The organism is Nocardioides sp. NPDC057767 (assembly GCF_042798275.1).
Lineage (GTDB): Bacteria > Actinomycetota > Actinomycetes > Propionibacteriales > Nocardioidaceae > Nocardioides.
The window spans coordinates 49,840-72,597 of record NZ_JBHVKJ010000034.1 but is presented as its reverse complement, the minus strand read 5'-3'; the positions used below and the strand labels follow the sequence as shown (position 1 = coordinate 72,597).

The following is a 22,758-nucleotide window of genomic DNA, read 5'->3' as shown; positions in this document are numbered from 1 at the left end:
ACGAACGGCTCCGGAAGATCGCCGACGACGAGCTGCGCGCGCTGGCGCTGCGCTACGACATCGACTCCCTCGAGCTGGCGCTCCGGCTCCTGCCAGCCCTTGCCCAGCAGCCGGGTGACCCGCTCCAGGCGCTGGGTCACGGTGTTGACGTGCACGTGCAGCGCCGCTGCGGTGCGGGTGAGGTTACGGTCGGCGGCGAAGTAGGCCCGCAGGGTCTCGACCAGCTTCGACCCCTTCGCGGTGTCGTAGTCGATCACCGGACCCAGCCGCGAGGTGACGTACGCCGCCGGGTGGCCGTCGGAGCCGAGCAGCAGCCCCACGAACCCCAGGTCGTCGGCGGTGACCACCTCACCCTCGCGGCCCAGGGTCATCGCCGCCGCCAGGCAGCGACGGGCCTCGGCGTAACCCTTCACCACGGCGTCGGGGCTGCTCAGCGGCCCCGGCACCGGCCCGGCCGCACCGACCGTCACCGGCGCCCCCGCCGAGAGCCGCAGTCCCTCGACCACCAGCTCGCCGGCGGCGCGGGCGGCGCAGTCGGGGAAGATCAGCACGACCTGCCCCTGCCGCACCGCCGCGAACCCGTCGTGGGTGGCCGCGACGAACGTCGCCGCCTGCCCCACACGCGCCCGGTCGCCGGGGACGTTCGCCACCACCACGGCGTAGGGCCTGGACAGGTCCGCCTTCAGCAGCCGGCCGCGCTCGCGCAGCGTCTCCGGGTCCGGGGTGGTGCCGGAGAGGAGCTCGTCGAGGAGCTCGCCGCGCACCCGCCCCTCGGCCTCGGCGACGCTGCGGCGGAAGAGCAGCAGCAGCGCCGTCACCAGCGCGGCTCGCTCCAGGATCCGCTGGTCGCCGTCGTCCAGATCACCGTCGTCGCGGTCGACCTCACGCGGGCCGAGAAGCATCGAGCCGAGCTGCTCGGCGCCGGCGAGCACCGGGGTGGCGTAGACGTCACCGCTGCCGGCGGTGCGGCTCAGGTCGAGGCTGCGCCGGGTCACGGCCGCCTCGTAGTCGGAGACCGGCTGGTCCGGGGCGCTGCTCGCGATGACCTCCCCGTCGAGGTCGAGCACGACGACCCGGGCGCCGAGGACCTCGGCGACGCTGCGTACGACATCGTCGACGCCGCCACCCTCGACGACGATCCGGGTGAGCCGGTCGTGGGCGTCGGCAGCGCGCTCGACCACCTCGTTGCGCGCCTGCAGCTGACGGGTGGTGACCTCGAGCTCGGCGACCGCGGCGCGGGTCTCCTCCAGCAGCCGGGCCTTGTCCACGGCGATCGCGGCGTGGGCAGCCAGCGAGACGAGCAGCGCGCTCGCCTCGGCGCCGAAGGGGCGTACGGCGCGGTTGGCGGCGAAGAGGACGCCGATGACCTGGCTGCCGAGCAGGAGGGGCACGCCGATGATCGCGCGGATGCCCTCGCCGCTGACCGCGCCGTCGATGTCGGGGGCGTGCCGGAACCGCTCGTCGGGGATGTAGTCGGCGGTCGAGTAGGGCTTCATGGTCTGCGCGACGAGGCCGCCGAGCCCGATGCCGAACGGGATCCGGGTCGAGCGGAAGGCCGCGGTCAGGATCCCCTCGGTCACCCGCATGTACTCGCCGCGGCGCTCGTCGTTGAGGGTCAGGTAGGCGACGTCGCTGTTCAGCAGCTGCTTCGCCCGGGTCACGATCGCCTGCAGCACCGCTTCCAGGTTGGTCAGCATCGCCAGGTCGTTGGCCGACTCGAACAGCGCGCCCAGCTCGCCCTCGCGCCGCCGGCGCGCCTCGAGGGTGTCCCTGACCTGGAGCGCGAGGCTCCTGGCGTGGTCGATGCGCGCCAGCTCGTCGGCCGTCGCGCCCGCCGCTCGAGCAGCTCGCGACGGACCCTCGAACTCGGCCTCCGCGGCATCCCCGGCCAGCAGCTCCAGGAACGCAATCACATCGACCGTCATGTGACCGAAGTTACACTTCTACGCCCGGGCCAACATAGGGGATCACCACATAGTTCCCCCTGATCAGGTATGGGTGTTCGCCAGGTGCTCCGGCGACGTGACCGGCCGCTCGCAGACGAAACCCCGACAGACGTACGCCGCCGCCTTCCCGTCCACTGGAGTCCGGCTGCCCAGCAGCGGGATGTCGTCGCGCGCCTCGTCGGCGACGACCACCACCGCGCCCGGCTTGCGCCGGGCGGCCGCCTCGAGCGCGTCCCGGTCGGCTCCGGGCGGACCCACGACCGCGATCTCGAGGGGACCGTCCTTCATCGTCGCCGCGGCGGCCAGGGACCAGCCGGCGAACCGGGGCGCCTTGGTCATCAGCGTGCTCGTGGCGGCGAGCGCCTCCTCGGCGGCGGTGCGGTAGCGGCCCTCCCCGGTGAGCGCATGGGCGGTGACGAGCGCGTGGACCATTGCGCTGGTGCCGCCCGGGCTGGCGTTGTCGGAGGCGTCCCTGGGCCGGGTGACCAGCGCCTCCGCGTCGTCGGCGGTGTCGTAGAAGCCGCCGTCCTCGGCTCGGAAATGGGTCAGCGCGGTGTCGAGCAGGCTCGTCGCCCGGTCGAGCCACGCGGCGTCGCCGGTCGCCTGGGCCAGGCTCAGGAACCCCGATGCGACACAGCCGTAGTCCTCCAGCACTCCCGCGTGCACGCCGGCCACGCCGTCGCGGCTGACGCGGAGGAGGCGGGCGGGGGGTCGGTTCATCAAGGTATGCAGACCAACCGTCGCTTCCCTCGTGGAATTCCGCACGGGATGTGACGGTTCGGCTGCATACCTTGATGAACCGACATGCACCCGCCACAGCAGTTCCGCCGCTGCGACAGCGGCCTCGACGTACCTCGGCTCGCCGAGCAGCAGCCCGGCGTCGACCAGCCCGCTGATCGCGAGCCCGTTCCAGGCGGCGACGACCTTGTCGTCGCGGGCGGGACGCACCCGCTCCGCGCGCGCCGCCAGGAGCCGCACCTTGACCGACTCGAGCCGCTCGAGATCGTCGGGCCGGTGGCGCAGCTGCAGCGTCGACGCCCCCTCCTCGAAGGTGCCGGCCTCGGTCACCTCGAAGACCTCCGCGGCCCAGGCGCCGTCCTCGGCGCCGAGCACCTCGACGAGCTCGGCCGGGGTCCACACGTAGAACTTCCCCTCGACCCCCTCGCTGTCGGCGTCGAGCGCCGAGGCGAACCCACCCTCGGCGATGCCGAGCTCGCGGATCATCCAGTCGGCGCTCTCCCGGGCGACCCGGTCGCCGAGCTCGGTGCCGAGCCGGGCGTAGAGGCCGATCAGCTGGGCGTTGTCGTAGAGCATCTTCTCGAAGTGGGGAACGACCCAGCCGCGGTCGACCGCATAGCGTGCGAACCCGCCGCCGATCTGGTCGTAGATCCCGCCGCCGGCCATCGCGGCGACGGTGCGCGAGAGCATGTGCGAGACCCGCGAGTCCGCCCCGAGCGCCCCGGCCGCCCGCCGCAGGAACTCCAGCACCATCGACGGCGGGAACTTCGGCGCGCCCCCGAACCCGCCCGCCATCGGGTCGAACTCCCCCGCGAGCGTCTCGACCGCGGCGTCGACGTCGACCTGCCAGTCGCCCGCGGCACCCGCCGCCCCGGAGGTGGCGGCCAGATGCTGACGTACGTTGTCCGCGACCGCCCCGATCTCCGAGCGCCGCTGCGTCCACGCCTCCGAGAGCGCCTGCAGCACCTGCGTGAACGCCGGCTGCCCGTGCCGCGGCATGTCCGGGAAGTAGGTGCCCGCGAAGAACGGATTGCCGTCGTGGTCGAGCACGACCGTCATCGGCCACCCGCCCGACCCGGTCATCGCCGTCGTCGCCGCCATGTAGACGGCATCCACATCCGGCCGCTCCTCCCGGTCGACCTTGATGTTGACGAAGTGCTCGTTCATGTACGCCGCCGTCGTCTCGTCCTCGAACGACTCGTGCGCCATCACGTGGCACCAGTGGCAGGCGGCGTAGCCGACCGACAGCAAGACGGGTACGTCCCGTCGCCGAGCGTCCTCGAACGCGTCGGGCGCCCACTCCCACCAGTCGACGGGGTTGTCCTTGTGCTGCTGGAGATACGGGCTCGTCGCAGCGGCTAGGCGGTTGGCCATTCTCCATCACTCCTACCGAGTGGCACGCCGAGACAGCACACCCACTTCGCGATCATCACGTGGCTACGACATGACAAACTTAAGGGAGCCCACAACTCCGCGCGGTCGAGGGCGCCTGCAATCGCCTCGGCCAGCGAGCTCACCGACCTGTGCTGTCGGCAGGGGTGACGTCAGGCCCCCTGCCCTCTTAGCATCTCGATGGCAAGGGGGAACACCTTCCCTCGACACACCTGACCCGGCCCCCGAGCGTTCGAGACGGAGACGTCTCAGCTCAGGCAGGACCCGCAAGAACACGTCCGTCCACACCCTCCTTGTGATGCTGCACGAAGCGGTAGTAGTCGCCGAGCTCGAGACGGGATGCGGCCTCCTCGTCGATCAGTGCGGTGACATCGGGGTGCAGCTGCAGCACCGAGGCCGGCCATCGCGCGGAGACCGCGCCCTCAACCATCTGGTGCACCGCCTCGGCCTTGCTGGCCCCGGTGGCGACCAGGAGAAGGCGGCGTGCCTCCAGGATGGTCCCGAGACCTTGGGTCATGCAGTGACGCGGCACGGCGGAGAGATCGCCGTCGAAGAACCGCGCATTGTCCCGGCGGGTCTGCTCGGTCAGTGTCTTGACGCGGGTGCGCGAGGCGAGCGAGGAGCCGGGTTCGTTGAAGGCGATGTGGCCGTCGGTGCCGATGCCAAGTACCTGCAGGTCGATGCCGCCGGCCTCGCGGATGGCGGCGTCGTACCGGGCACACTCGGCGACGACGTCGGACGCGTCACCGCAGGGCCCGGCCACCGCGTCCGCACCGAAGTCGACCCGGTCGACGAGCTCGTCGCGGATGACGCGGGCATAGGTCCCGGGGTGGTCCGGGGGCAGCCCGACGTACTCGTCGAGCGTGAAGGCGCGCGCCCGGGCGAAGGACACCCGCCCGGCCGCGCATCGGCCGACGAGCTCGTCGTAGGTCGGCAGCGGGCTGGATCCGGTGGCCAGGCCGAGCACGGCATCGGGGCGGTCGCGAAGCAGCGCCTCGATCCGGTCGGCGGCCGCAACGCCGATGGCGGATGCGTCGGGGAGGATGACGACCTCCATCAGCGCCGACCTCCCTCGACGGCCTCGCGGAACCAGCCGGTGATCGTGGTCGGATGGGTGATGGCAGTGCCCACGCAGACGGAGAAGGCCCCGGCTGTGATCGCCGCGGCGGCATCCTCCGGTCGGTGGATGCGGCCCTCGGCCATGACGGGAGCGGAGCACTCGGAGGTGATCTGCTTGATCAGCTCGAGGTCGGGACCGATGGTCTTCGGCCGCTCGCCGGAGTAGCCGGCCAGGGTGGTGCCGAGGATGTCCGCCCCTGCCGCCTCGGCCTCGCGGGCGTCGGCCGCCGAGCCGCAGTCGGCCATCACCAGGACCGAGTGTGCGGCCTTGAGCCGGGCGATGGTCTCGGCGAGGGTGAGTCCATCGGGCCTCGCGCGGCGGGTGCCGTCCAGCGCGACGACGTGCGCGCCGGCCTCGGCGACCCCCTGGGCGTGCCGCAGTGTCGGGGTGATGAACACGTCGGATCCGCCGTCCTTCCACAGTCCGATGACCGGGGCGTCGACGGCGGCGACCGTGGCACGTACGTCGGAGAGGCCCTGCACCCGTACGGCTCGCGCACCGCCCGCGACGACCGCGCGGGCGGTCCGTGCGGTCACGTCCGGGTCGCGCAACGGCTCCCCGGGATAGGCCTGGCAGGAAACGACGAGTCCCCCGCGCAACAGCTCAACGTCGATCATCGAACCTCTCCTTCGATCAGTCGTGTCCGCCCGAGCAGGTCATGGGCCAGCGCCGCGGCGCCCAGGACGGCGGCGTCGTCCCCCAGCCCGGAGGGGAGGACAGGGATGTCGCGCAACGACGGCAGGATCTCGCGGAAGAGGGCGTCCCGCAGGGGCTGCCACCATGGGTCGCCGAGGCCGGCGACGCCGCCCCCCACCACGACGACGTTCGGGTCGAAGACGTTGACCAGTCCGCCGATGGCGGCACCGACGGCCCGGCCCCCAAGCTCGATCACGGCACCGGCGTCTGCATCTCCTCCGGCGGCGAGGGCGGCCACCTCACGCAGGTCGGCGACCTGAGCACCCGTACGCCGGGCGTGCTCGCGCGCCAGCGCGGGCCCGGCCGCGATGGCCTCGAGGTGGCCGCGACCGCCGCAGGTGCAGGGCAGGTCGCCCGCCTCCTTCGACGGAAGATGGCCGGCGTGCCCGGCCGCGGCGTGGCCGCCGATGAGCACGCGACCCGGCAGCCCCGTGTGGACGTACGCCGCCCCCACTCCGGTGCCGACGGCGATGTGCAGCAAGGACGTGTGACCTGCCCCGGCACCGTGGGCCGCCTCGCCGAGCGCGTGCGCATGAACGTCGTTGCGCACGACAACCGGGACGCCCAGCGCTGATCCGAGCGCACCGCGGAGGTCCGTGCCGACCCATCCGGGCAGCACATCGGTAGCGCCGAGCACGATGCCGGTGTCGGGTTCGATGACCCCGGCGCTGCCCACCCCGAGGGCGGCCACCGCGTGGGAGTGCGTCACCGCGCGCACCAGGTCGGCGGCGGCGGCGAGCACGGCGCCGGCGCCGGCGGCAGCCGGGGTCGCGATCCGGTCGCGCGCGAGGACGTGTCCGGAGCCGTCGACCACCGCGGCCGCCATCTTGGTGCCCCCGATGTCGAGGGCGGCGACCAGCGGCGGGGTGACCGAGTCGGGCATCGCTCAGACCAGCCCGGACTGCACGAGGTGGCTGCGCACGCGGGCGGCCTCGGTCTCGTCGAGCGGCCGCATCGGCAGCGAGACGGCGTTGGACGCAATCACCCCGAGCTCGGCGAGCGCGGTCTTGAACGAGCCGACGCCACGGGTCGCGCCGAAGGACGTGGCGGGATCGGCAGCCGTGACGATGCGGAACAGCCGGATCAGCCGGTCCTGCTCTTGTCGCGCGGTCGCCCAGTCGCCGGCGACGCAGGCGTTGTGGAGGCGTACGTAACCGGCCGGGTCGACGTTGGCGAGGCCGGGCACCGACCCGGAGGCACCGCCGAGCATCATCGCGTCGACCACCACCTCGTGGCCGGTGAGCGCGGAGAAGCCGGCCAGGGCCGGGTCCTCATCAACTGCGATCAGGAGCTGCCGGAAGGAGACGTCGTCGCCGCTGGAGTCCTTGACCCCGGCGATCACGCCGTCGCGGGCGAGGCCGACGAGCAGATCGACCGAGAGCTTGGTGTGCACGCAGACGGGGATGTCGTAGGCGAGCTGCGGGAGATCGGTGGCCAGCTGGATGGCGCGGAAGTGCCGCTCGACCTCGTGGGGGCCGACCAGGGCGTAGAAGGGTGCCGTCGTGACGATGGCGTCGGCGCCGAGCCGCGCGGCGACATCGGCCCGCTGGATGACGCGCGGTGTGGTCGGCTCGATACAACCGGCCAGAACGGGCACCTGGCCGTCGACGGTCTTCACGATCACCTCGAGTGCCGAGTCGCGCTGCTCGTCGGTGAGGAAGACCGTCTCCCCGGAGCTGCCGAGCGCGAAGAGCCCGTGGACGCCGCCCTCGAGCAGGTGCCCGACGAGCCGCTCCAGGGACGGCCGGTCGACGGTGCCGTCGCCGTGCAGGGGCGTGACGACGGGCGGGATGACCCCCGCGTACGACGGGGTGGGGTGGTTCACGATCGCTCCTCAGCGGGTTGGTGTTGGTCCGTGCCGGTCTCGCGACGGGCGAGCTCGACGAGCTCGGCGTCACTCGTTCCGGCGGGGACGGGGTGGTGGCAGCGGAAGACGTGCGGACCGCTGCCGTTGACGGTTCCGGGGGTCGACTCGGGCAGGCGCTCGGCGCACACCTCGGTCGCCTTCCAGCAGCGCGTCCGGAACGGGCAACCGCTCGGCGGGCGGGTCGCCGAGGGCACCGGGCCGACCAGCGGGATCGGGTCGATCGGGGCCAGCAGTCCGGGCGTGGCCGAGAAGAGCGCCCTGGTGTACGGATGCTGGGCGCCCTCGGGCATCGACGAGGCGGGGGTCTGTTCCACGATGCGACCGAGATACATCGTCACGATCCGGTCGCTGATCCGCCTGACGGTCTGGATGTCGTGGGAGACGAACACCATCGCGAGGTCGAGTCGCCGCTGCAGGTCGAGCAGCAGATTGAGGATCTGTGCCCGGACCGAGACGTCGAGCGCACTCGTCGGCTCGTCGGCGATCAGCAGCACCGGATCCAGCGCCAGTGCTCGCGCGATCGCGACTCGCTGGCGCTGCCCGCCCGAGAGCTGGCTCGGCAGGACATCGCCGACGGAGGCGGGGAGCCCGACCAGCTGCATGAGCTCGGTGACCTTGCGGTCGCGCTCGGCGCTGCTGCCGCGCCGATGCACATCGAGCGGATCACGCAGGATCTGGCGGACCGGCATCCGCCGGTTGAGCGAGGTGGACGGGTCCTGAAAGACCATGCCGACGCGGGCACCGATGAGCCGACGGCGTTCCGCCGCGCTCATCGTCCACACGTCCTTGCCTGCGATCCGAACCTCACCCTTCGAAGGATTCTGAAGGCCGACCAGCACCTTGGCCATGGTCGACTTGCCACAGCCCGACTCACCGACCACGCCGACGGTCTCGCCGGCGCGGATGGTCAGGTCGGCGCCGGTCAGGGCGTAGACACGATCGCGGTCGAACAACCCGCCGCCGCGCGTGCGGTGGACGACGTGGACGTCGCGCAGTTCGACGATCGGGTCACCGGACTGCTTCTCGGTCGTACCGTTCATGAGGGCACCTCCTCGGTGATTCGGACCGCAGGGTGGTGGCACGCCACGGCATGGGCACTGCCGCCCTGCAGCGCAGGGGCCTCGGCGCGGCAGACGTCGCTCGCCATCGGGCAGCGGTCGCTGAACCGGCACCCCGAGGGGAAGTCGGCCGGGGACGGCACCACTCCAGGAATCTGGGTGAGGCGCTCAGCTCGGGTCTCCAGCGAGAGCACGGAGCCGAGCAGCCCGCGGGCATAGTGGTGCGCGGGTGCCTCGATCACATCGGCAGTGACCCCGGACTCGACGACCTGACCGCCGTACATGACCTCCACCCGGTGCGACACATCGCTGACGAGCGCGAGGTCGTGGCTGACCAGCACGAGCGCGAAGCCGAGCTCGGCCTGCAGCCGCAGCAGCAGCTGGATCACCTGTGCCTGGACGGTCACGTCGAGCGCGGTGGTGGGCTCGTCGGCGATCACGAGCTTCGGGTCACGGGACAGTGCCATCGCGATGACGACCCGCTGCCGCTGCCCACCGGAGAGCTCGTGGGGGTACGAGGCGAGCGTACGCTCGGGGTCGAGCCCCACCAGCCGCATCAGCTCCTCGGGTGTCCGGGTGCCACCACGCCGCACCAGCTGGCGCAGCTGGCCACCGACCTTGATGGCCGGGTTGAGCGCGGAGAGTGCATCCTGATAGACCATCGCGATCTCGCGCCCCATCAGGGCACGGCGACGCCGCCCGTCCAGGCCGACCAGGTCCACACCGGCGAACCGGATCGAGCCCCTGACCTCCGCGCCCCGCGGGAGCAGGCCCATCACCGCGAGCGAGGTCAGCGACTTCCCGGAGCCGGACTCGCCCACCAGGCCGAGCACCTCACCAGGACGTACGTCGAAGGAGATGTCGGCGACGATGTCGACCCCGGAGTGGCGGTCGGGGAAGCGGATCGAGAGTCCCTCGACGCTGAGGACCGGGTCGCCGGTCGGTACCGGGCGGGCCCGCTCCCGTAGCCGACGGGCGGCCTCGGCGAGGCCGGGCAGCTCGACGACCTCGCCGCTGCCGGGAACCGCCCGCTCGAGGACGTCCTGCTCGCTCGCCGCCTTCGCGGAGCCAGCGGCACGGCGCGCGGCGGGAGCTGCCCACGCGTCCGAGATGCCCTCGGAGAGGACGTTGAGCGCCAGCACCGTCAGGAGGATCAGCAGACCGGGGAAGAACGTCGCCCACCAGCCGCCGACCTGGACCATCTCCTTGCCGAAGGCGATCACAGATCCCCAGCTCGACTCGGCCTCCTGCGGGGAGAGTCCACCGCCGATGAAGGACAGCGATGCCTCGAAGACGATCGCGTCGGCCACCATCACGGTGACGAAGACCAGGATCGGAGCCGCGCAGTTACGCAGCACGTGGCGCCACAGGATGTGCGGCCGCCTTGCGCCGATGATGCGCTCGGCGGCGACGTAGTCCTCCTGGTACTGCGAGATGACGTTGGCGCGGACGATCCGAGCCACCGGCGGAGCGAAGACGAAGCCGATCGCGACGACGAGGACGAGCAGGCTGCTCTTGCCGAAGGAGATGATCAGCAGTGCCGACAGGACGATGGCGGGGAAGGCCATCACCACGTCGAGGCAGCGCATCACGATCTCGTCGATCACGTTGCGCGAGGTCCCAGCTACCGCGCCGAGGATCGATCCGACGACGAGGGCGATCGCGGCCGCCCCGAACCCGACGATCAGGGAGCGCCGGGTGCCGGCGACCAGACGCGAGAACACGTCGCGGCCGAGCTTGTCCAGACCGAACCAGTAGTCACCGCTCGGACCAGTCAGAGCGCTGCCGAGACCGGTCTGAGTGGGGTCGTGGCGCACGATCAGCGGCGCGAGCAGACCGACGAGGACGACGAGGGCGAGGAAGCTGACGGCGATCCGCGAGGCGGTGCCGAGACGGGTGAATGCAGACATCAGTGACCTCCCCGCAACCGGGGGTTGGCGAACAGGTAGAGAACATCGACGAGCAGGTTCACCACGACGAAGCCGAGCGCGATGGTGAGCACGGTGCCCTGGGCGAGCGCCGTGTCGTTGGTGCGGACCGCGGTCATGATCAGAGTCCCCATCCCGGGCAGGGAGAAGATCGCCTCGATGATCACGGTGCCGCCGATCAGATAGCCGATCCGCAGGCCCAGGACGGTGAGCGGATTGACCAGCGCGTTGCGCAGGACGTTGCGGCCGACCACGACGTGCGGCGGGAGGCCGGCGCCGACGGCGGTGCGGACGTAGTCGCGGTCGAGCTCCTCGACCATCGACGTACGGACGATGCGGGCGAGCGAGCAACCGACGGGCACGGCCAGCGCGAGAGCAGGAAGGGCCAGGCTGTTGAACCAGCCCGACACCGAGTCGCCCGGGTTGACGTAGCCGCCCGACGGGAAGGCCGAGCGCCGCACGGCGAACTCCTGGATGAGGAGGAGGGCGAGCCAGAAAGACGGGATCGAGATGCCGGCCATCGAGGACAGGCGCATGACGTGGTCGGGCCAGCGGTCGCGGTACAGGGCCGCGGTGATGCCGAGCACCAGACCGATGGCCAGGGCGCCGGCGACGCCCAGCAGGGTGAGCTGAACGGTGAGGGGAAGCGCCTCGGCGATCTTGTCGGAGACCGGCACCGAGGGCGGGAAGGTGGTCCCGAGGTCACCCCGCAGGAGGTCTCCGAGGAACGCGACGTAACGGGCCGGCAGCGGCTGGTCGAGGCCGTTGGCCTCCTTGAACGCGGCCACCTGGGCTGCGGAAGCCTGGTCTCCGAGCACCGACAGTGCCGGGTCGACGGGTGAGAACTGCATGACCACGAAGACGAAGAGCGTGATGCCGAGCACCAGCGGGACGAGCGTCGCCAGGCGTCGGGCCAGCATGCTCAGCACGGTCAACATGGAGCCTCCAGTGGAAGTCGGGCCCCGCCCAGCCGGAGGGGGAACGGCTGGGCGGGACGGGGTCGGTCGAAGTCAGCCTGCGCGCTTGGTTCCGAGGAAGTACAAGCCAGTGGTGGCCGGACCTTCGAAACCTTCGAGCGCGTCGCCGTCGTAGGCAGTGACGACCTTGGTGTGGAGGATCGGGTAGAGCGCAGCCTCGTCGGCGACGATGTCGAGCACCTGCTTCCACAGACCGCTTCGCTCGTTCTCGTCCTCGGTGGCGGCGGCCTTGTCGAGCAGGTCCGCGACCTCCTGGCGCGCCGGCGAGTCCCACCGCATCCGGTCCACCGGCCAGGTCTCGCCGTAGTAGAACCAGCGCATCAGCAGGTCGGGGTCAGGCCCGAAGACGCTGGGGTCGCCGGAGGCCAGCAGCACCCGGAACTCGTCCGAGGGGACGAGGTCGCTGTAGACGGCCGAGGAGGGCACCGTGTTGAGAGTGGCCTTGACGCCGATCTGCTTCCACGCCTCGACGAGGAGCGGCGCGATGTCCTTGATGAAGGTCGCGTCGGTGGTGACGAGCTCGAACTCGAGGTTCTTCACGCCTGCATCAGCGAGCAGCTTCTTGGCCTTCTCGACGTCGTAGTCGTAGACCGTGGCGGCCTTCTGGTAGGCGGGGTTGCCTTCGTCGAGGTAGCTCGTGGCCGCGGTGCCGAAGCCGTTGAGCGCGGTCTTGATGACCTTGTCCTTGTCGAGGGCGTAGTGCAGTGCCTGGCGGACCCGCTTGTCGTTGAACGGCGCGGCGCTGTTGTTGAACATCAGGAACGCCTGGTTGAAGGCCTGCTTCTCCTCGACCTCGTAGTCGCCCTGGAGCGAGTCGACGTTGAGGTACGGGACCGCCTCGATGGCCTGGACCCGACCACCCTGCAGGTCGGCGATGCGGGCGGCACCGTCGGTGTTGGTGTTCCAGGTCATCGTCGTGACCTCGGCCGGCCGGGGGCCGTTGTACTCGTCGTTCTTCGAGAGCTTCAGCCCGGTCTCAGCCGATGCGCTGTCCAGCTTGTAGGGCCCGGAGCCGACCGGCGCGGTGTCGAACTTCTCCGATGCCGCGGCGTCGGCGGTGAGAGCCTTGGGGACGATCTTCACCACCGCGATGCGCTCGGCGAAGAGCGGGAACGGCTGCTTCAGCTTGAACTCGACGGTGGTGTCACCGCTCGCTTCGACGCTCTCCATGAAGGAGATGAACCCGGCCATCAGCGGCGGAGCCGCCGGGTCGTCGGGCTGGAGGATGCGGCTGAAGGAGTGGGCGACGTCCTCGGCGGTGACGGGCGTGCCGTCGGAGAACGTGGCACCGTCGCGCAGCTCCGCGGTCCAGGTCAGCCCGTCCTCGCTCGGCTCGGGCATCGCCTTGGCGAGAGCCGCGTACGGCTCCCGGGTCTCCGGGTCGAGGTCGACCAGGCCTTCGAAGATGTGCTGGTTGGCCGCGGTCGCGGCGGCGCTCGACGCGTTGTCGGGGTCGAAGCCGCCGGAGAGCGCGAAGGCGAGAGTCGCCTCGATGCTGTCGGTGCCCCCCGCGCCGCCGTTGGTCGAGGACGGCCCTCCACAGGCCGCCATGCCGAGCACGAGGGCGAGGGCGCCCGCGGCTGCCTTCGCGCTGCTGCGCCGACGGACGACCGTCCGCGCCAGGTCGGTGATGCTCACTGTCTGTGCCTCCATCGTGGCTGTTCGGCGGATACTCCTGATGCCCGAGAACTTCCGCCACTGTCCCCCATCGCATGACCTCAGATGTATGATGTCTGATGCCTTAGCGTGGCATAGGTCACGCAGGCAGGTCAAGGCAGGGCCTCGCTAGGCTGCGAAACAACGTGAACGGTCGAGCCCATCGAGCGCTTTCATCTGACGTCTGATGTATGCTTTACCCACGTTCCTCACACCCACATACCCAAAGGAGCACCGAAGCGATGAGCGCACAGGCGTCCGGCAGGGTCTCTCGGATGCGGCGGTCCACGACGGCCGACCAGATCAAGGACCTCATCCTCACCCGCGGCCTGCGCGCCGGCGACCCGCTCCCCACGGAGTCCGAGCTCTGCGACATCCTCGATGTGTCCCGCTCCTCAGTGCGGGAGGCGGTGCGTACGCTCGCGACCCTCGACATCGTCGAGGTTCGGCACGGGCACGGCACGTTCGTCGGCCACATGTCACTGGACCCGATGGTCCAGGCATTGGTGTTCCGGGGCGCGCTCTCCCACGACGACAACCTGCAGGCGTTGCGCGACGTCGTCGAGATCCGGCAGTCTCTCGACATCGCGATGGCCGACCAGGTGGTCGCCAGCCTTGCAGGGAAGAAGAACCAGGAGCTGCACCGCCTGGCCGCCGAGATGATGGAGAAGGCCGAGCAGGGTGAGCAGTTCGCGGAGGCCGACCGCGCCTTCCACACCGCACTGCTGGCAGACCTGGACAACCAGCTCGCCGGCCAGCTCGTCGGTGCCTTCTGGGACGTACACACCGCCGTTCTGCCGCGGCTCGGCCTCGCCCTTCCCGCCGACCTGCGCAAGACCGCGCGTTCGCACCGCGACATGCTCGAGGCTGCCGAGGCAGGCGACGCCGAGGCATTCTGCAGCGCCGTCGTGCGCCATTACGAGCCCTTGACCCGGGCGCTGAAGCGAGCCGTCTGACGCTCACCCGCGCCCTACCGAGCCCGGTGGGACCTCGAGGCGCACAACCTACCCAGGCGTAGGTCTGGCGTCGCGGCATGCCCTTCTCTAGCATCAGACATCAGATGTGTGACATATGACACCTGATGAAAGGGAATCCATGTCTCGATCCACCATCACCTCCCGGGCGGGCGTCGCCGGCGCTGTCGCAGCCGTGCTCATCGGCACCACGGCGACAGGCTCGCCGGCGGTTGCAGCCCCGGGACCCGACAACGACGCGAGGCCGTTCTGGTCCGCTCAGGCCCCGCACTACACCGAGCAGGACCTCGCCATCGGCGGGATCGGCGGCTTCCCCAACTACCGCATCCCCGCCCTCACGGTCGCCCCCAACGGCGACCTGCTGGCGTCGTACGACGGTCGTCCGACCGCGATCGACGCGCCCGGGCCGAACTCGATCCTGCAGCGGCGCTCCACCGACGGGGGCATCACCTGGGGTTCGCAGACCGTGGTGCACGGCGGCCACGACGGCGAGGACAAGACCGGCTACTCGGACCCCAGCTATGTCGTGGACCGCGAGACCGGCAGCATCTTCAACTTTCACGTGTTCTCGATGGATCAAGGCTTCATCGGCTCCCAGCCGGGGGTCGACCCCGAGGACCGCGATGTCCTGCACGCCGCGGTGAGCACGTCCGACGACGACGGCACGACATGGCAGCACCGCGTCATCACCGCCGAGGTGACGCCTGACCTGGGCTGGCGCTCGCGCTTCGCCGCCTCGGGCCAGGGCATCCAACTGCGCTACGGCCCACATGCGGGACGGTTGGTCCAGCAGTTCACGATCATCAACGGATCGGGCACCTTCCAGGCCGTGTCCGTCTACTCCGACGACCACGGCAAGACTTGGCAGGCCGGCGAGGCCGTCGGCACCGGGATGGACGAGAACAAGACGGTCGAGCTGTCCGACGGAACGATCATGCTGAACTCCAGGGACTCGGCCGGCTCCAAGTTCCGCAAGGTCGCCTACTCCCACGACGGCGGTGAGACGTACGGCAAGGTCACGATCGACCGCGAGCTGCCCGACCCCACCAACAACGCCTCGATCGTCCGCGCCTTCCCCAACGCCGCACAGGGAAGCGCCGAGGCGCGGGTGCTGCTGTTCTCCAATGCTGCCTCGCAGACAGGCCGGACCAACGGCACGGTGCGCGCCAGCTGCGACGACGGTCAGAACTGGCCGATCGCCCGCGAGTTCCAGCCGGGCCCGATGGCGTACTCGACGCTCGCGACGCTGCCCGACGGTGACGTCGGCCTGCTCTACGAGCCCGGGCACAACGGCATCCGGTTCGCAAAGTTCAACCTCACCTGGCTGCGCGGCCTGTGCGCCCCGCTGACCGCGCCCGAGCTGACCCTCGAGCGCGGTACGTCGGTCGACAGCACCCTGACGATCGAGAATCAGCTCGGCCCGGTGATCAACCCGAGCTCGCTGGCGTTCGAGGCTCCCGCCGGGTGGACGGTGTCCGCATCGCAGCCGGGTTCGCTCCCGACCGGCGAGAGCGCCGAGGTGCCGTTCACCCTCTCCGTTCCCGAGTCCGCGCACGGCGGTACCTACCGACTCCCAGTCCGGATGAGGGACACTGCCGGCCGCACCTCGTCGGGGATCGTCACCGTCGTGGTGCCCAAGCTCCCGGAGGAGGTCGACGGACGAATCTCCGTCAGCGGCGGCACGCTGACGAACCCGAAGACCACGCCGTACGTCGTCGGTGACCGGCTGACCTTCACCTACCGAGTCAGCAACCTGACGGACGCGGTCACCACCGTCGTACCCAGCGGCAACCTGCGCGACCTCGATCCCGCGGTCGACTCCCGCAACTGCAGGTGGCGCAACCTGGCTGCGTTCGCCGCGTACGACTGCGGGTTTCCCTTCCATGTGGTCACCCAGGAGGACCTCGATCGTGGATCGTTCACCCCGGCCACCACCTGGACCTCGACGTCGGGCGAGGACGTGACGGTGGTCGAGCACACCGGACCGGTCGTGGACCTGTCCTGAGCCACCTTGGCCCCCGGCTGAGGTGGTGGCCCCCGGATCCGAGGTCCGGGGGCCACTCCTGTCAGGCGACGGCCTGCACCAGGACCGTGACAGCCGAGAGGGCGAGGGTTGCGATGACGGCCGGTCGCAGTCGGGCGGCTGGGACACGGTGGAAGACGGCGTCACCGATACGCCACCCGAGAGGTAGGCCGGCGATGCCGCCGAGGGTGAGGACGAGCACCTCGGGGTCGACGTGGCCGAGGAGGAGGAAGGCCGCGACCGCGACCAGGCCCTGGCCGGCGAAGACCGCCTGGAGGGTCGCGCGGTAGCGGCGTGGGTCGCGGTCGATGAGGGCCATCACCAGGGGCGGGCCGTTCATCCCGGTAGAGGTCAGCAGCGCCCCGCTGACGACGCCGGCCACGGGGCGGCCACGCCGACCCACCCGGAGGCCGCTCGCCATCAGGGCCACCATCACGAGCACGGCGACGGCGATCCCGACCGTCAGCACATGCTCGTCGGCGGTGCCCAGCAGCACCAGGCCGGCAGGCATGCCGACGACACCGGCGATCGTCAGCCGCCGCAGGTCGTGACGGTCGATGTGGGGGCGCTCGCGTACGGCGGCACCGGCGGCGAGGACAACGCTGACGAACGTGGCCGCGACCACGGCGCTGGCCGGGTCCGTCACCAGGAGCAGACCCGGCACCGCCGCGAGGACGGACCCGAAGCCGGTCACCGCCTGCACCAGCGCGGCGACGACGAACACCAGCAGCGCGACCGTCACGAGGACGAGCAGGTCAGCCAACTCGGGGCCGGCCGTTCAGCCGGCCAGCGGCGCGTGCCGCGGCCACGGCGCGGCCCGCTCAAGCTGGCCGGCCAGTGAGAGCAGCAGCGGCTCGCCGCCCAGGTCGGTGAAGAAGTGGGCGCCGAGCGGCAGGCCGTCGGAGTCGAATCCCGCGGGCACCGACATCGCCGAGCCGCCGGTCACGTTCACCAGACTGGTGAACCCGGCCATGGCCGGGGCGAGGGTGTACATGACCTCTGGGTCGGTCGTGTCAAGCACACCGAGCTCGGGTGTACGCATGCACAGGGTCGGGGTGAGCACGACGTCGACGTCCTGGAAGAGACCGGCTGCGGCGAAACCCGTCTGCTCGAAACCCTCCAGGGCGCGCAACAGGTCGGCGAGCGGCATCGCGGAGTAACGCTCGTACATCGCCCGGGTGAAGGGCTCGATGTCGTCCTCGCGCAGTTCGCGGCCGAGCTCGGCGAGCCGGTCGTCGACGTGGGCGACCAGGTTGGCGCCCATCATCACGCCAGACCAGCGCGCGAACTCGGGATAGCTGACCGGCAGAGACACCTCGGCGATCTCGTGACCGAGGCCGGTGAGCAGGTCCGCCGTGCGGCGTACGGCCGCGACAACCTCGTGGTCGACCGCGGGGCCGTCGGGGACGACGGTGGCCAGGCCGACCCGCAGCCGGCCGGGCTCACGGTCGACGCAGGCGCGGTAGCCGTCAGTCGGTGCGGTCGGGCCGTACGAGGCCTGGCCTGGCACCCGGCCGGCGGAGATGTCGAGCAGCATCGCTGTGTCGCGCACGGTCGTGGTGAGGGCACCGTGGACACTGGTCGGCCCAGCGAGGGTGGAGGGGTAGGGCGCACCAGGGATCAGGCCTCGGCTGGGCTTGAGGCCGAACAGGCCGCAGGCTGCGGCCGGGATGCGGATCGAGCCGCCGCCGTCGTTGCCGTGGGCGACCGGCACCAGCCCGGCTGCCACCGCGGCCGCCGAGCCGCCGCTGGAACCGCCCGTCGAGTGGCCGAGCTCCCAAGGGTTGCGGGTGGCGCCGTGCACGAGCGGCTCGGTGCTGGCGTTCTTACCGAGCTCGGGGGTGTTGGTGGTGCCGAGCACCACCATGCCGGCGGCCTTGTAGCGGCGCACCAGCTCGCTGTCCTCAGTCTTGACGTCGTCGGCGAAGAGCCGGCTGCCACCCGTCGTCGGCAGCCCGGCGACGTCGGCGGCGAGCGACTTGATGACGACGGGTACGCCGGTGAGCGGTCCGTCGGGGAGGCCGGTGTCGACCTCGGCGAGGGCCTCGTCGAAGCGGGTGCCGACCATGGCGTTGAGCTGCGGGTCGAGCTTCTCGATCCGGCGGATGCTCTGCTCGACAACCTCGCGGGCGCTGGTCTCGCCGGCGCGGATGGCGGCAGCGGTCGCGATGGCGTCGGGTCGCTCTGGGGTGCTCACGCGGGACTCACTCCTCGATGACGGGATGGTGGCAGGCGACGTACTGCCCGGGGCGTACCTCACGCAACTCGGGCTCCTCGGCCGCGCACCGCTCGGTCGCAAGCGGGCAGCGGGTGCGGAACCTGCAGCCGGACGGCGGGTCGAGCGGAGACGGCAGCTCGACGGCAGCTGCCGACGAGCTGATCTCGCGGTCTCCCGCGCCCGGGATCGAGGCCAGCAGCATCTGGGTGTAGGGGTGTGCCGCGTCGGCGTCGATCCGACCGGACGGGATCACCTCGCACGCCTTACCGAGGTAGAGCACCATCACCCGGTCGCTGATGTTCTTCACGACCGACACGTCGTGAGCGATGAACACCATGCTGAGGTCATAGCGCTCCCTGGTGCGCTCGAGCAGGTTGAGGATCTGGGCCTGGACCGAGACGTCGAGCGAGGAGACCGGCTCGTCGCAGATGAGGACCGTCGGGTTCATCATCAGCGCCCGGGCGATGCAGACCCGCTGGCACTGACCGCCGGAGAGCTCGTGCGGTCGGCGGTCCCAGACCACGTCCGGGTCGAGACCGACGGCGGAGAGAGTCTCGCGGACCAGCGCCTCCTTCTCGTCCTTCGTCCCCTCGAAACCCCAGATCGAGAGCCCCTCGGTGACCAGGTCCTTGACCTTGCGGCGTGGGTTCAGCGAGGAGGTCGGGTCCTGCATGATCATCTGCATCCGCGACCTGGCCTTGCGCAGCGGCCGGGACCCGAGTCCGGTCAGCTCGTGGTCGCCGAGCCGGACCGTGCCCGAGGTCGGTGACGGCAGCTGCATGACGGCCCGGCCGGCGGTGGACTTGCCGCAGCCGGACTCGCCGAGGATGCCGAGGGTCTCCCCCGGCAGCAGGTCGAGGCTGAGCCCTGAGACCGCGTGTACCTTCTGGCCACGGCCGACGGGGAACTCGACGACCATCTCGTCGACGCTGAGCACCGGCCCCTGGTCAGGGCGCAGGTGGGCGGTTCCGGTTCCGGCCATCAGCCGACCTCCTCGACGAAAGGTTTCTCGGCCGCGCTCGACGCGGTGTCCGCGGCAGGCAGCACGTGGTGGCACGCGGCGACGTGCGATCGTGCACCGGTCCCGACCTCCTCGAGCACGGGCTGCTCCTCGCGGCACTGCTCCTGGGCGTACGGGCAGCGGGGGGCGAACCGGCAGCCTGACGACGGGTCGGCCATGTTCGGCGGCGACCCGACGATCGTCCGCAGCACCGTGTGCGGCGGGTCGGACAGGCGCGGGATCGAGGCGAGCAGGCCCTCGGTGTAGGGGTGCCGCGGACCGTTGAAGACGTCGGCGGTCGCCGAGCGCTCGACGACTCGGCCGGCGTACATCACCTGCACCCGGTCGGTACGCCCCGCGACCGCGCCCAGGTCATGGCTGATCAGGATCGTCGCCATCTGCCGCGTCTCGGCCAACGAGGTGAGCAGATCCAGGATCTGCTTCTGCACGGTGACGTCGAGCGCGGTGGTCGGCTCGTCGGCGATGAGCAGCTGCGGGTCGCAGCACAGCGCCATCGCGATCACCACGCGTTGGCGCATGCCGCCGGACAGCTCGTGAGGGAACTGGTTCATCCGGCGTGCAGGGTCCGGGATACCGACCTGGCGGAGCAGCTCGATCGCCCTCTCCCCCGCGGCCTTCTTGTCCAACCGCAGGTGGAGGCGCAGCGCCTCGGTGAGGTGTGTGCCCACCCGCTTGACCGGGTTCAGCGAGGTCATCGGGTCCTGGAAGACCATTGCGACCTTCGTGCCCCACATGCACCGGCGCTGCCTGGCACTCGCCGCGTGCACGTCCAGGCCCGCGATGCGTACGGTGCCGGTGACCGTCGTGGTGGCGTTGCTGGTCACGAGACCCATGATGGTGCGGCCCAGCACGGACTTTCCCGAGCCGGACTCGCCCACGATGCCCAACGTCTCGCCCGAGCGGAGACTCAGCGAGACCCCGTCGACGGCGCGGACTGCTCCTCGAGATGTCTGGAACTCGGTCCGGAGGTCCTTGACCTCCAGGACGGTCTGGTCATTCACAGCTTCGCACTCCTCGGGTCCCAGCGCTTCTGGGCCTTCTCGCCCAGCAGGTTGAACGAGAACACGGTCAGGAAGAGGAAGGCACCCGGCACCAGCACGATGTGCGGATACTCCTCCATCGTGCCGCCCTCGGCCTCGGCGATCATGTTTCCCCAGGTGGGCGCCGGTGCCTGGACGCCGAACCCGAGGAAGCTGAGCGAGGCCTCGGCGACGATGAGCACCGAGATCATCACCACCATCATCGAGAACACGGGCAGGACGACGTTCGGGACGAGCTCGCGCCACATGATGCGGAGGTTCGTGGCCCCCATCGCCCGGGCGGCGAGGACGAACTCCCGCTGGGCGAAGGCGATGGTGTTGGCTCGCGCCAGCCGGATCATGCTCGGGATCGTGAGCAGCGCCAGCGCGAAGGCAATGTTGCGCGTCTTCGGCTCGAGCACGGTGGCGAGCGCGATCAGCATCACCAAGGGCGGCACCGCGAGCATCGCGTTCGTGAAGATGCCCACGGCGCTGTCTACGCCGGAGCGCAGGAAGCCCGCGATCACGCCGAGGCTGCCGCCGAGCACCGTCCCGATCGCGACCGCGGCGAGGGCGATCACCAGGGACGTACGGGCTCCGTAGATCGAGCGGGCGAGCATGTCGAGGCCGTAGTTGTTGGTGCCGAGCGGATACTCCGAGAGCAGCCTGGGCGGCTGGTAGATCGGTGCGTCGAGCGCCTTGACCACGTCGATGTGCTCGCCGAGCGGGAGCACCGGGGCGAGCAGTGCCCCGACGGTCAACAGGATCAGCCAGCCGCTGCACAGCCAGAACAGGATGTCGGGTCGGGTGCCGTGTACGGCCCAGACGACTCGGCCGAGCCCCTGCGGGAGCACGACGATCCCGGCGACGAAGAGCGCGGCCTTCGCGAACAGTGGCAGCGGCGCGGTCCAGCCGAGGACCAGCAGGGCCAGGCCGGCCGCGACCAGGCCGGCGCCGAGGGCGGCGAGGCGGCGCGCGGAGAGCTTCGTACCCGTGGGGGTCTTCCTAGACATGAACACGGCGGGTCCTTGGGTCGAGGTAGCCGTAGGAGAGGTCGATCCCGGCGTTGATGAGGACGTAGAGCACCGCGATCAGCAGCACCGCGCCCTGCACCATCGGGAAGTCGCCCTGGTTCGCGGACTTGATCACGAGGCTGCCCATCCCCGGCAGCGCGAAGAGGTACTCCACGATGACGGTGCTCCCGATCAGCCGGCCCAGACTGATGCCGAGCAGCGTGACGAGGGAGAACGAGGACGGACGGAGCGCGTCGCGGATCAGGATGCGCATCGGCGGCATCCCCTTGGCACGCGCAGCGAGGATGTAGTCCTCGTGGAGGGTCACCAACAGGTCGTTGCGCAACACCCGGGTGAACAGCGCCAACTCCATCATCGCGATGGTCAGCGCCGGCAGGAACGCGTGGTAGAGGTTGTCGAGCGGGTTCTCCGCGAAGCGCACCCACTGGGCCCGCGGGAACCAGCCGAGGCCGTTGGCGAAGACCGCGATCAGCAGCAGGCCGCCCAGGAACGACGGCACCGACAGGATCGCGAACATGGAGGCGCCGATCGCCCGGTCGACCACGCCACCCTCGTGGGAGGCGCTCCACATCGCCAGCGGGATGGCGAGCAGCAGAGCCAGCAGCAGACCCAGCACGGCCAGCTCCACACTGACCGGCAGCGCCGCGAGAACCCGGTCGACCACCCTGTTCTCCGGCGGGACCAGGGAGCGGCCGAGGTCGCCCTGCAGCGCGCTCCCGAGCCACTCGACGTACCTGGCGAAGATGTTGCCGTCGAGCCCCAGCTCGGTGCGCTTGGCGGCGTACTCCTCTGGGGTGTGGCCCTCGCCGAGTATCGCGACGGCGGGGTCGCCCGGCATGAGTGCGACCATCATGAACACGCCGAAGCTGACCAGCAGCAGGACGGCGACCAGCTCACCGGTACGGAGCAGGAGGCGGCGAGTCATCGGGCCGCCCCCGGCCCTGCATGTCGCTGAACGAATGCCATCGGGTCGCATCCCTTCTGGTGGGTGTCGGGGTCACTTTCCCCGGGGCTTGTGGCAGCGTAGGTCGGCGCGTGTGATGGGCAGCACATCACTTCCCGCTGACCGGAAGCACCCGCTCGACCGTCTT

The 22,758-nt window shown here is 70.6% G+C and carries 18 protein-coding genes; 2 read left to right on the top strand and 16 right to left on the bottom strand.

Annotated elements, in window-relative coordinates; translation table 11 throughout:
- The 10 genes from ACFVDI_RS18240 to ACFVDI_RS18195 form a co-directional block, all read right to left on the bottom strand.
- A partial coding sequence (locus ACFVDI_RS18240; RefSeq protein ID WP_378907631.1) for a helix-turn-helix domain-containing protein occupies nt 1-1,925 on the bottom strand: 1,925 nt, incomplete at its 3' end.
- Between the two features lie 63 nt (nt 1,926-1,988).
- Nucleotides 1,989-4,058, bottom strand: a complete 2,070-nt coding sequence (locus ACFVDI_RS18235; RefSeq protein WP_378907628.1) for a thioredoxin domain-containing protein — start codon at nt 4,056-4,058, stop codon at nt 1,989-1,991.
- A gap of 271 nt (nt 4,059-4,329) precedes the next feature.
- Nucleotides 4,330-5,133, bottom strand: coding sequence for a glucosamine-6-phosphate deaminase (gene nagB, locus ACFVDI_RS18230; RefSeq protein WP_378907626.1), 804 nt, complete (start codon nt 5,131-5,133; stop codon nt 4,330-4,332).
- The gene (locus ACFVDI_RS18225; RefSeq protein WP_378907623.1) at nt 5,133-5,813 is read right to left on the bottom strand and encodes an N-acetylmannosamine-6-phosphate 2-epimerase; all 681 of its coding nucleotides are present in this window, start codon (nt 5,811-5,813) and stop codon (nt 5,133-5,135) included. The genes nagB and ACFVDI_RS18225 overlap by 1 nt, the downstream gene beginning before the upstream one ends.
- The gene (locus ACFVDI_RS18220) at nt 5,810-6,775 is read right to left on the bottom strand and encodes an ROK family protein (RefSeq protein WP_378907620.1); all 966 of its coding nucleotides are present in this window, start codon (nt 6,773-6,775) and stop codon (nt 5,810-5,812) included. Before ACFVDI_RS18220 ends, ACFVDI_RS18225 begins: the two co-directional genes overlap by 4 nt.
- Before the next feature lie 3 nt (nt 6,776-6,778).
- A complete protein-coding gene (locus tag ACFVDI_RS18215) occupies nt 6,779-7,717 on the bottom strand; it encodes a dihydrodipicolinate synthase family protein (RefSeq protein ID WP_378907610.1) in 939 nt (312 codons plus the stop codon).
- Nucleotides 7,714-8,799, bottom strand: coding sequence for an oligopeptide/dipeptide ABC transporter ATP-binding protein (locus ACFVDI_RS18210; RefSeq protein WP_378907607.1), 1,086 nt, complete (start codon nt 8,797-8,799; stop codon nt 7,714-7,716). The genes ACFVDI_RS18215 and ACFVDI_RS18210 overlap by 4 nt, the downstream gene beginning before the upstream one ends.
- Nucleotides 8,796-10,727: a dipeptide/oligopeptide/nickel ABC transporter permease/ATP-binding protein gene (locus ACFVDI_RS18205; protein ID WP_378907604.1), complete on the bottom strand. Its 1,932-nt coding sequence runs from the start codon at nt 10,725-10,727 to the stop codon at nt 8,796-8,798. Before ACFVDI_RS18205 ends, ACFVDI_RS18210 begins: the two co-directional genes overlap by 4 nt.
- Nucleotides 10,727-11,683, bottom strand: a complete 957-nt coding sequence (locus ACFVDI_RS18200; protein ID WP_378907601.1) for an ABC transporter permease — start codon at nt 11,681-11,683, stop codon at nt 10,727-10,729. The genes ACFVDI_RS18205 and ACFVDI_RS18200 overlap by 1 nt, the downstream gene beginning before the upstream one ends.
- A gap of 72 nt (nt 11,684-11,755) precedes the next feature.
- A complete protein-coding gene (locus tag ACFVDI_RS18195) occupies nt 11,756-13,360 on the bottom strand; it encodes an ABC transporter substrate-binding protein (protein ID WP_378907598.1) in 1,605 nt (534 codons plus the stop codon).
- A 260-nt stretch (nt 13,361-13,620) separates the two neighbouring features.
- On the opposite strand from ACFVDI_RS18195, the gene ACFVDI_RS18190 reads away from it, so the two are divergent.
- Both ACFVDI_RS18190 and ACFVDI_RS18185 read left to right on the top strand, forming a co-directional pair.
- A complete protein-coding gene (locus ACFVDI_RS18190; protein ID WP_378907588.1) occupies nt 13,621-14,334 on the top strand; it encodes a FadR/GntR family transcriptional regulator in 714 nt (237 codons plus the stop codon).
- A gap of 139 nt (nt 14,335-14,473) precedes the next feature.
- Nucleotides 14,474-16,357: an exo-alpha-sialidase gene (locus tag ACFVDI_RS18185; protein ID WP_378907585.1), complete on the top strand. Its 1,884-nt coding sequence runs from the start codon at nt 14,474-14,476 to the stop codon at nt 16,355-16,357.
- Between the two features lie 61 nt (nt 16,358-16,418).
- On the opposite strand, the gene ACFVDI_RS18180 is transcribed toward ACFVDI_RS18185, so the two are convergent.
- The 6 genes from ACFVDI_RS18180 to ACFVDI_RS18155 are packed head-to-tail and all read right to left on the bottom strand — an operon-like array spanning nt 16,419 to nt 22,592.
- Nucleotides 16,419-17,138 carry a sulfite exporter TauE/SafE family protein gene (locus tag ACFVDI_RS18180; RefSeq protein WP_378907582.1) on the bottom strand — a complete coding sequence of 240 codons (720 nt, stop codon included), beginning with the start codon at nt 17,136-17,138 and terminating at the stop codon, nt 16,419-16,421.
- A gap of 15 nt (nt 17,139-17,153) precedes the next feature.
- Nucleotides 17,154-18,572 carry an amidase gene (locus ACFVDI_RS18175; protein WP_378907579.1) on the bottom strand — a complete coding sequence of 473 codons (1,419 nt, stop codon included), beginning with the start codon at nt 18,570-18,572 and terminating at the stop codon, nt 17,154-17,156.
- 7 nt (nt 18,573-18,579) lie between these two features.
- Entirely contained in the window at nt 18,580-19,575 is a 996-nt protein-coding gene (locus ACFVDI_RS18170) for an ABC transporter ATP-binding protein (RefSeq protein WP_378907577.1), read from the bottom strand.
- On the bottom strand, nt 19,575-20,615 hold the full coding sequence (locus ACFVDI_RS18165; RefSeq protein ID WP_378907574.1) for an ABC transporter ATP-binding protein: 1,041 nt from the start codon (nt 20,613-20,615) through the stop codon (nt 19,575-19,577). Before ACFVDI_RS18165 ends, ACFVDI_RS18170 begins: the two co-directional genes overlap by 1 nt.
- Complete coding sequence (locus ACFVDI_RS18160) at nt 20,612-21,646, bottom strand: ABC transporter permease (protein ID WP_378907572.1); 1,035 nt, start codon at nt 21,644-21,646, stop codon at nt 20,612-20,614. Before ACFVDI_RS18160 ends, ACFVDI_RS18165 begins: the two co-directional genes overlap by 4 nt.
- The gene (locus ACFVDI_RS18155) at nt 21,639-22,592 is read right to left on the bottom strand and encodes an ABC transporter permease (protein WP_378907569.1); all 954 of its coding nucleotides are present in this window, start codon (nt 22,590-22,592) and stop codon (nt 21,639-21,641) included. Before ACFVDI_RS18155 ends, ACFVDI_RS18160 begins: the two co-directional genes overlap by 8 nt.
- Between the last annotated feature and the right edge of the window lie 166 nt (nt 22,593-22,758).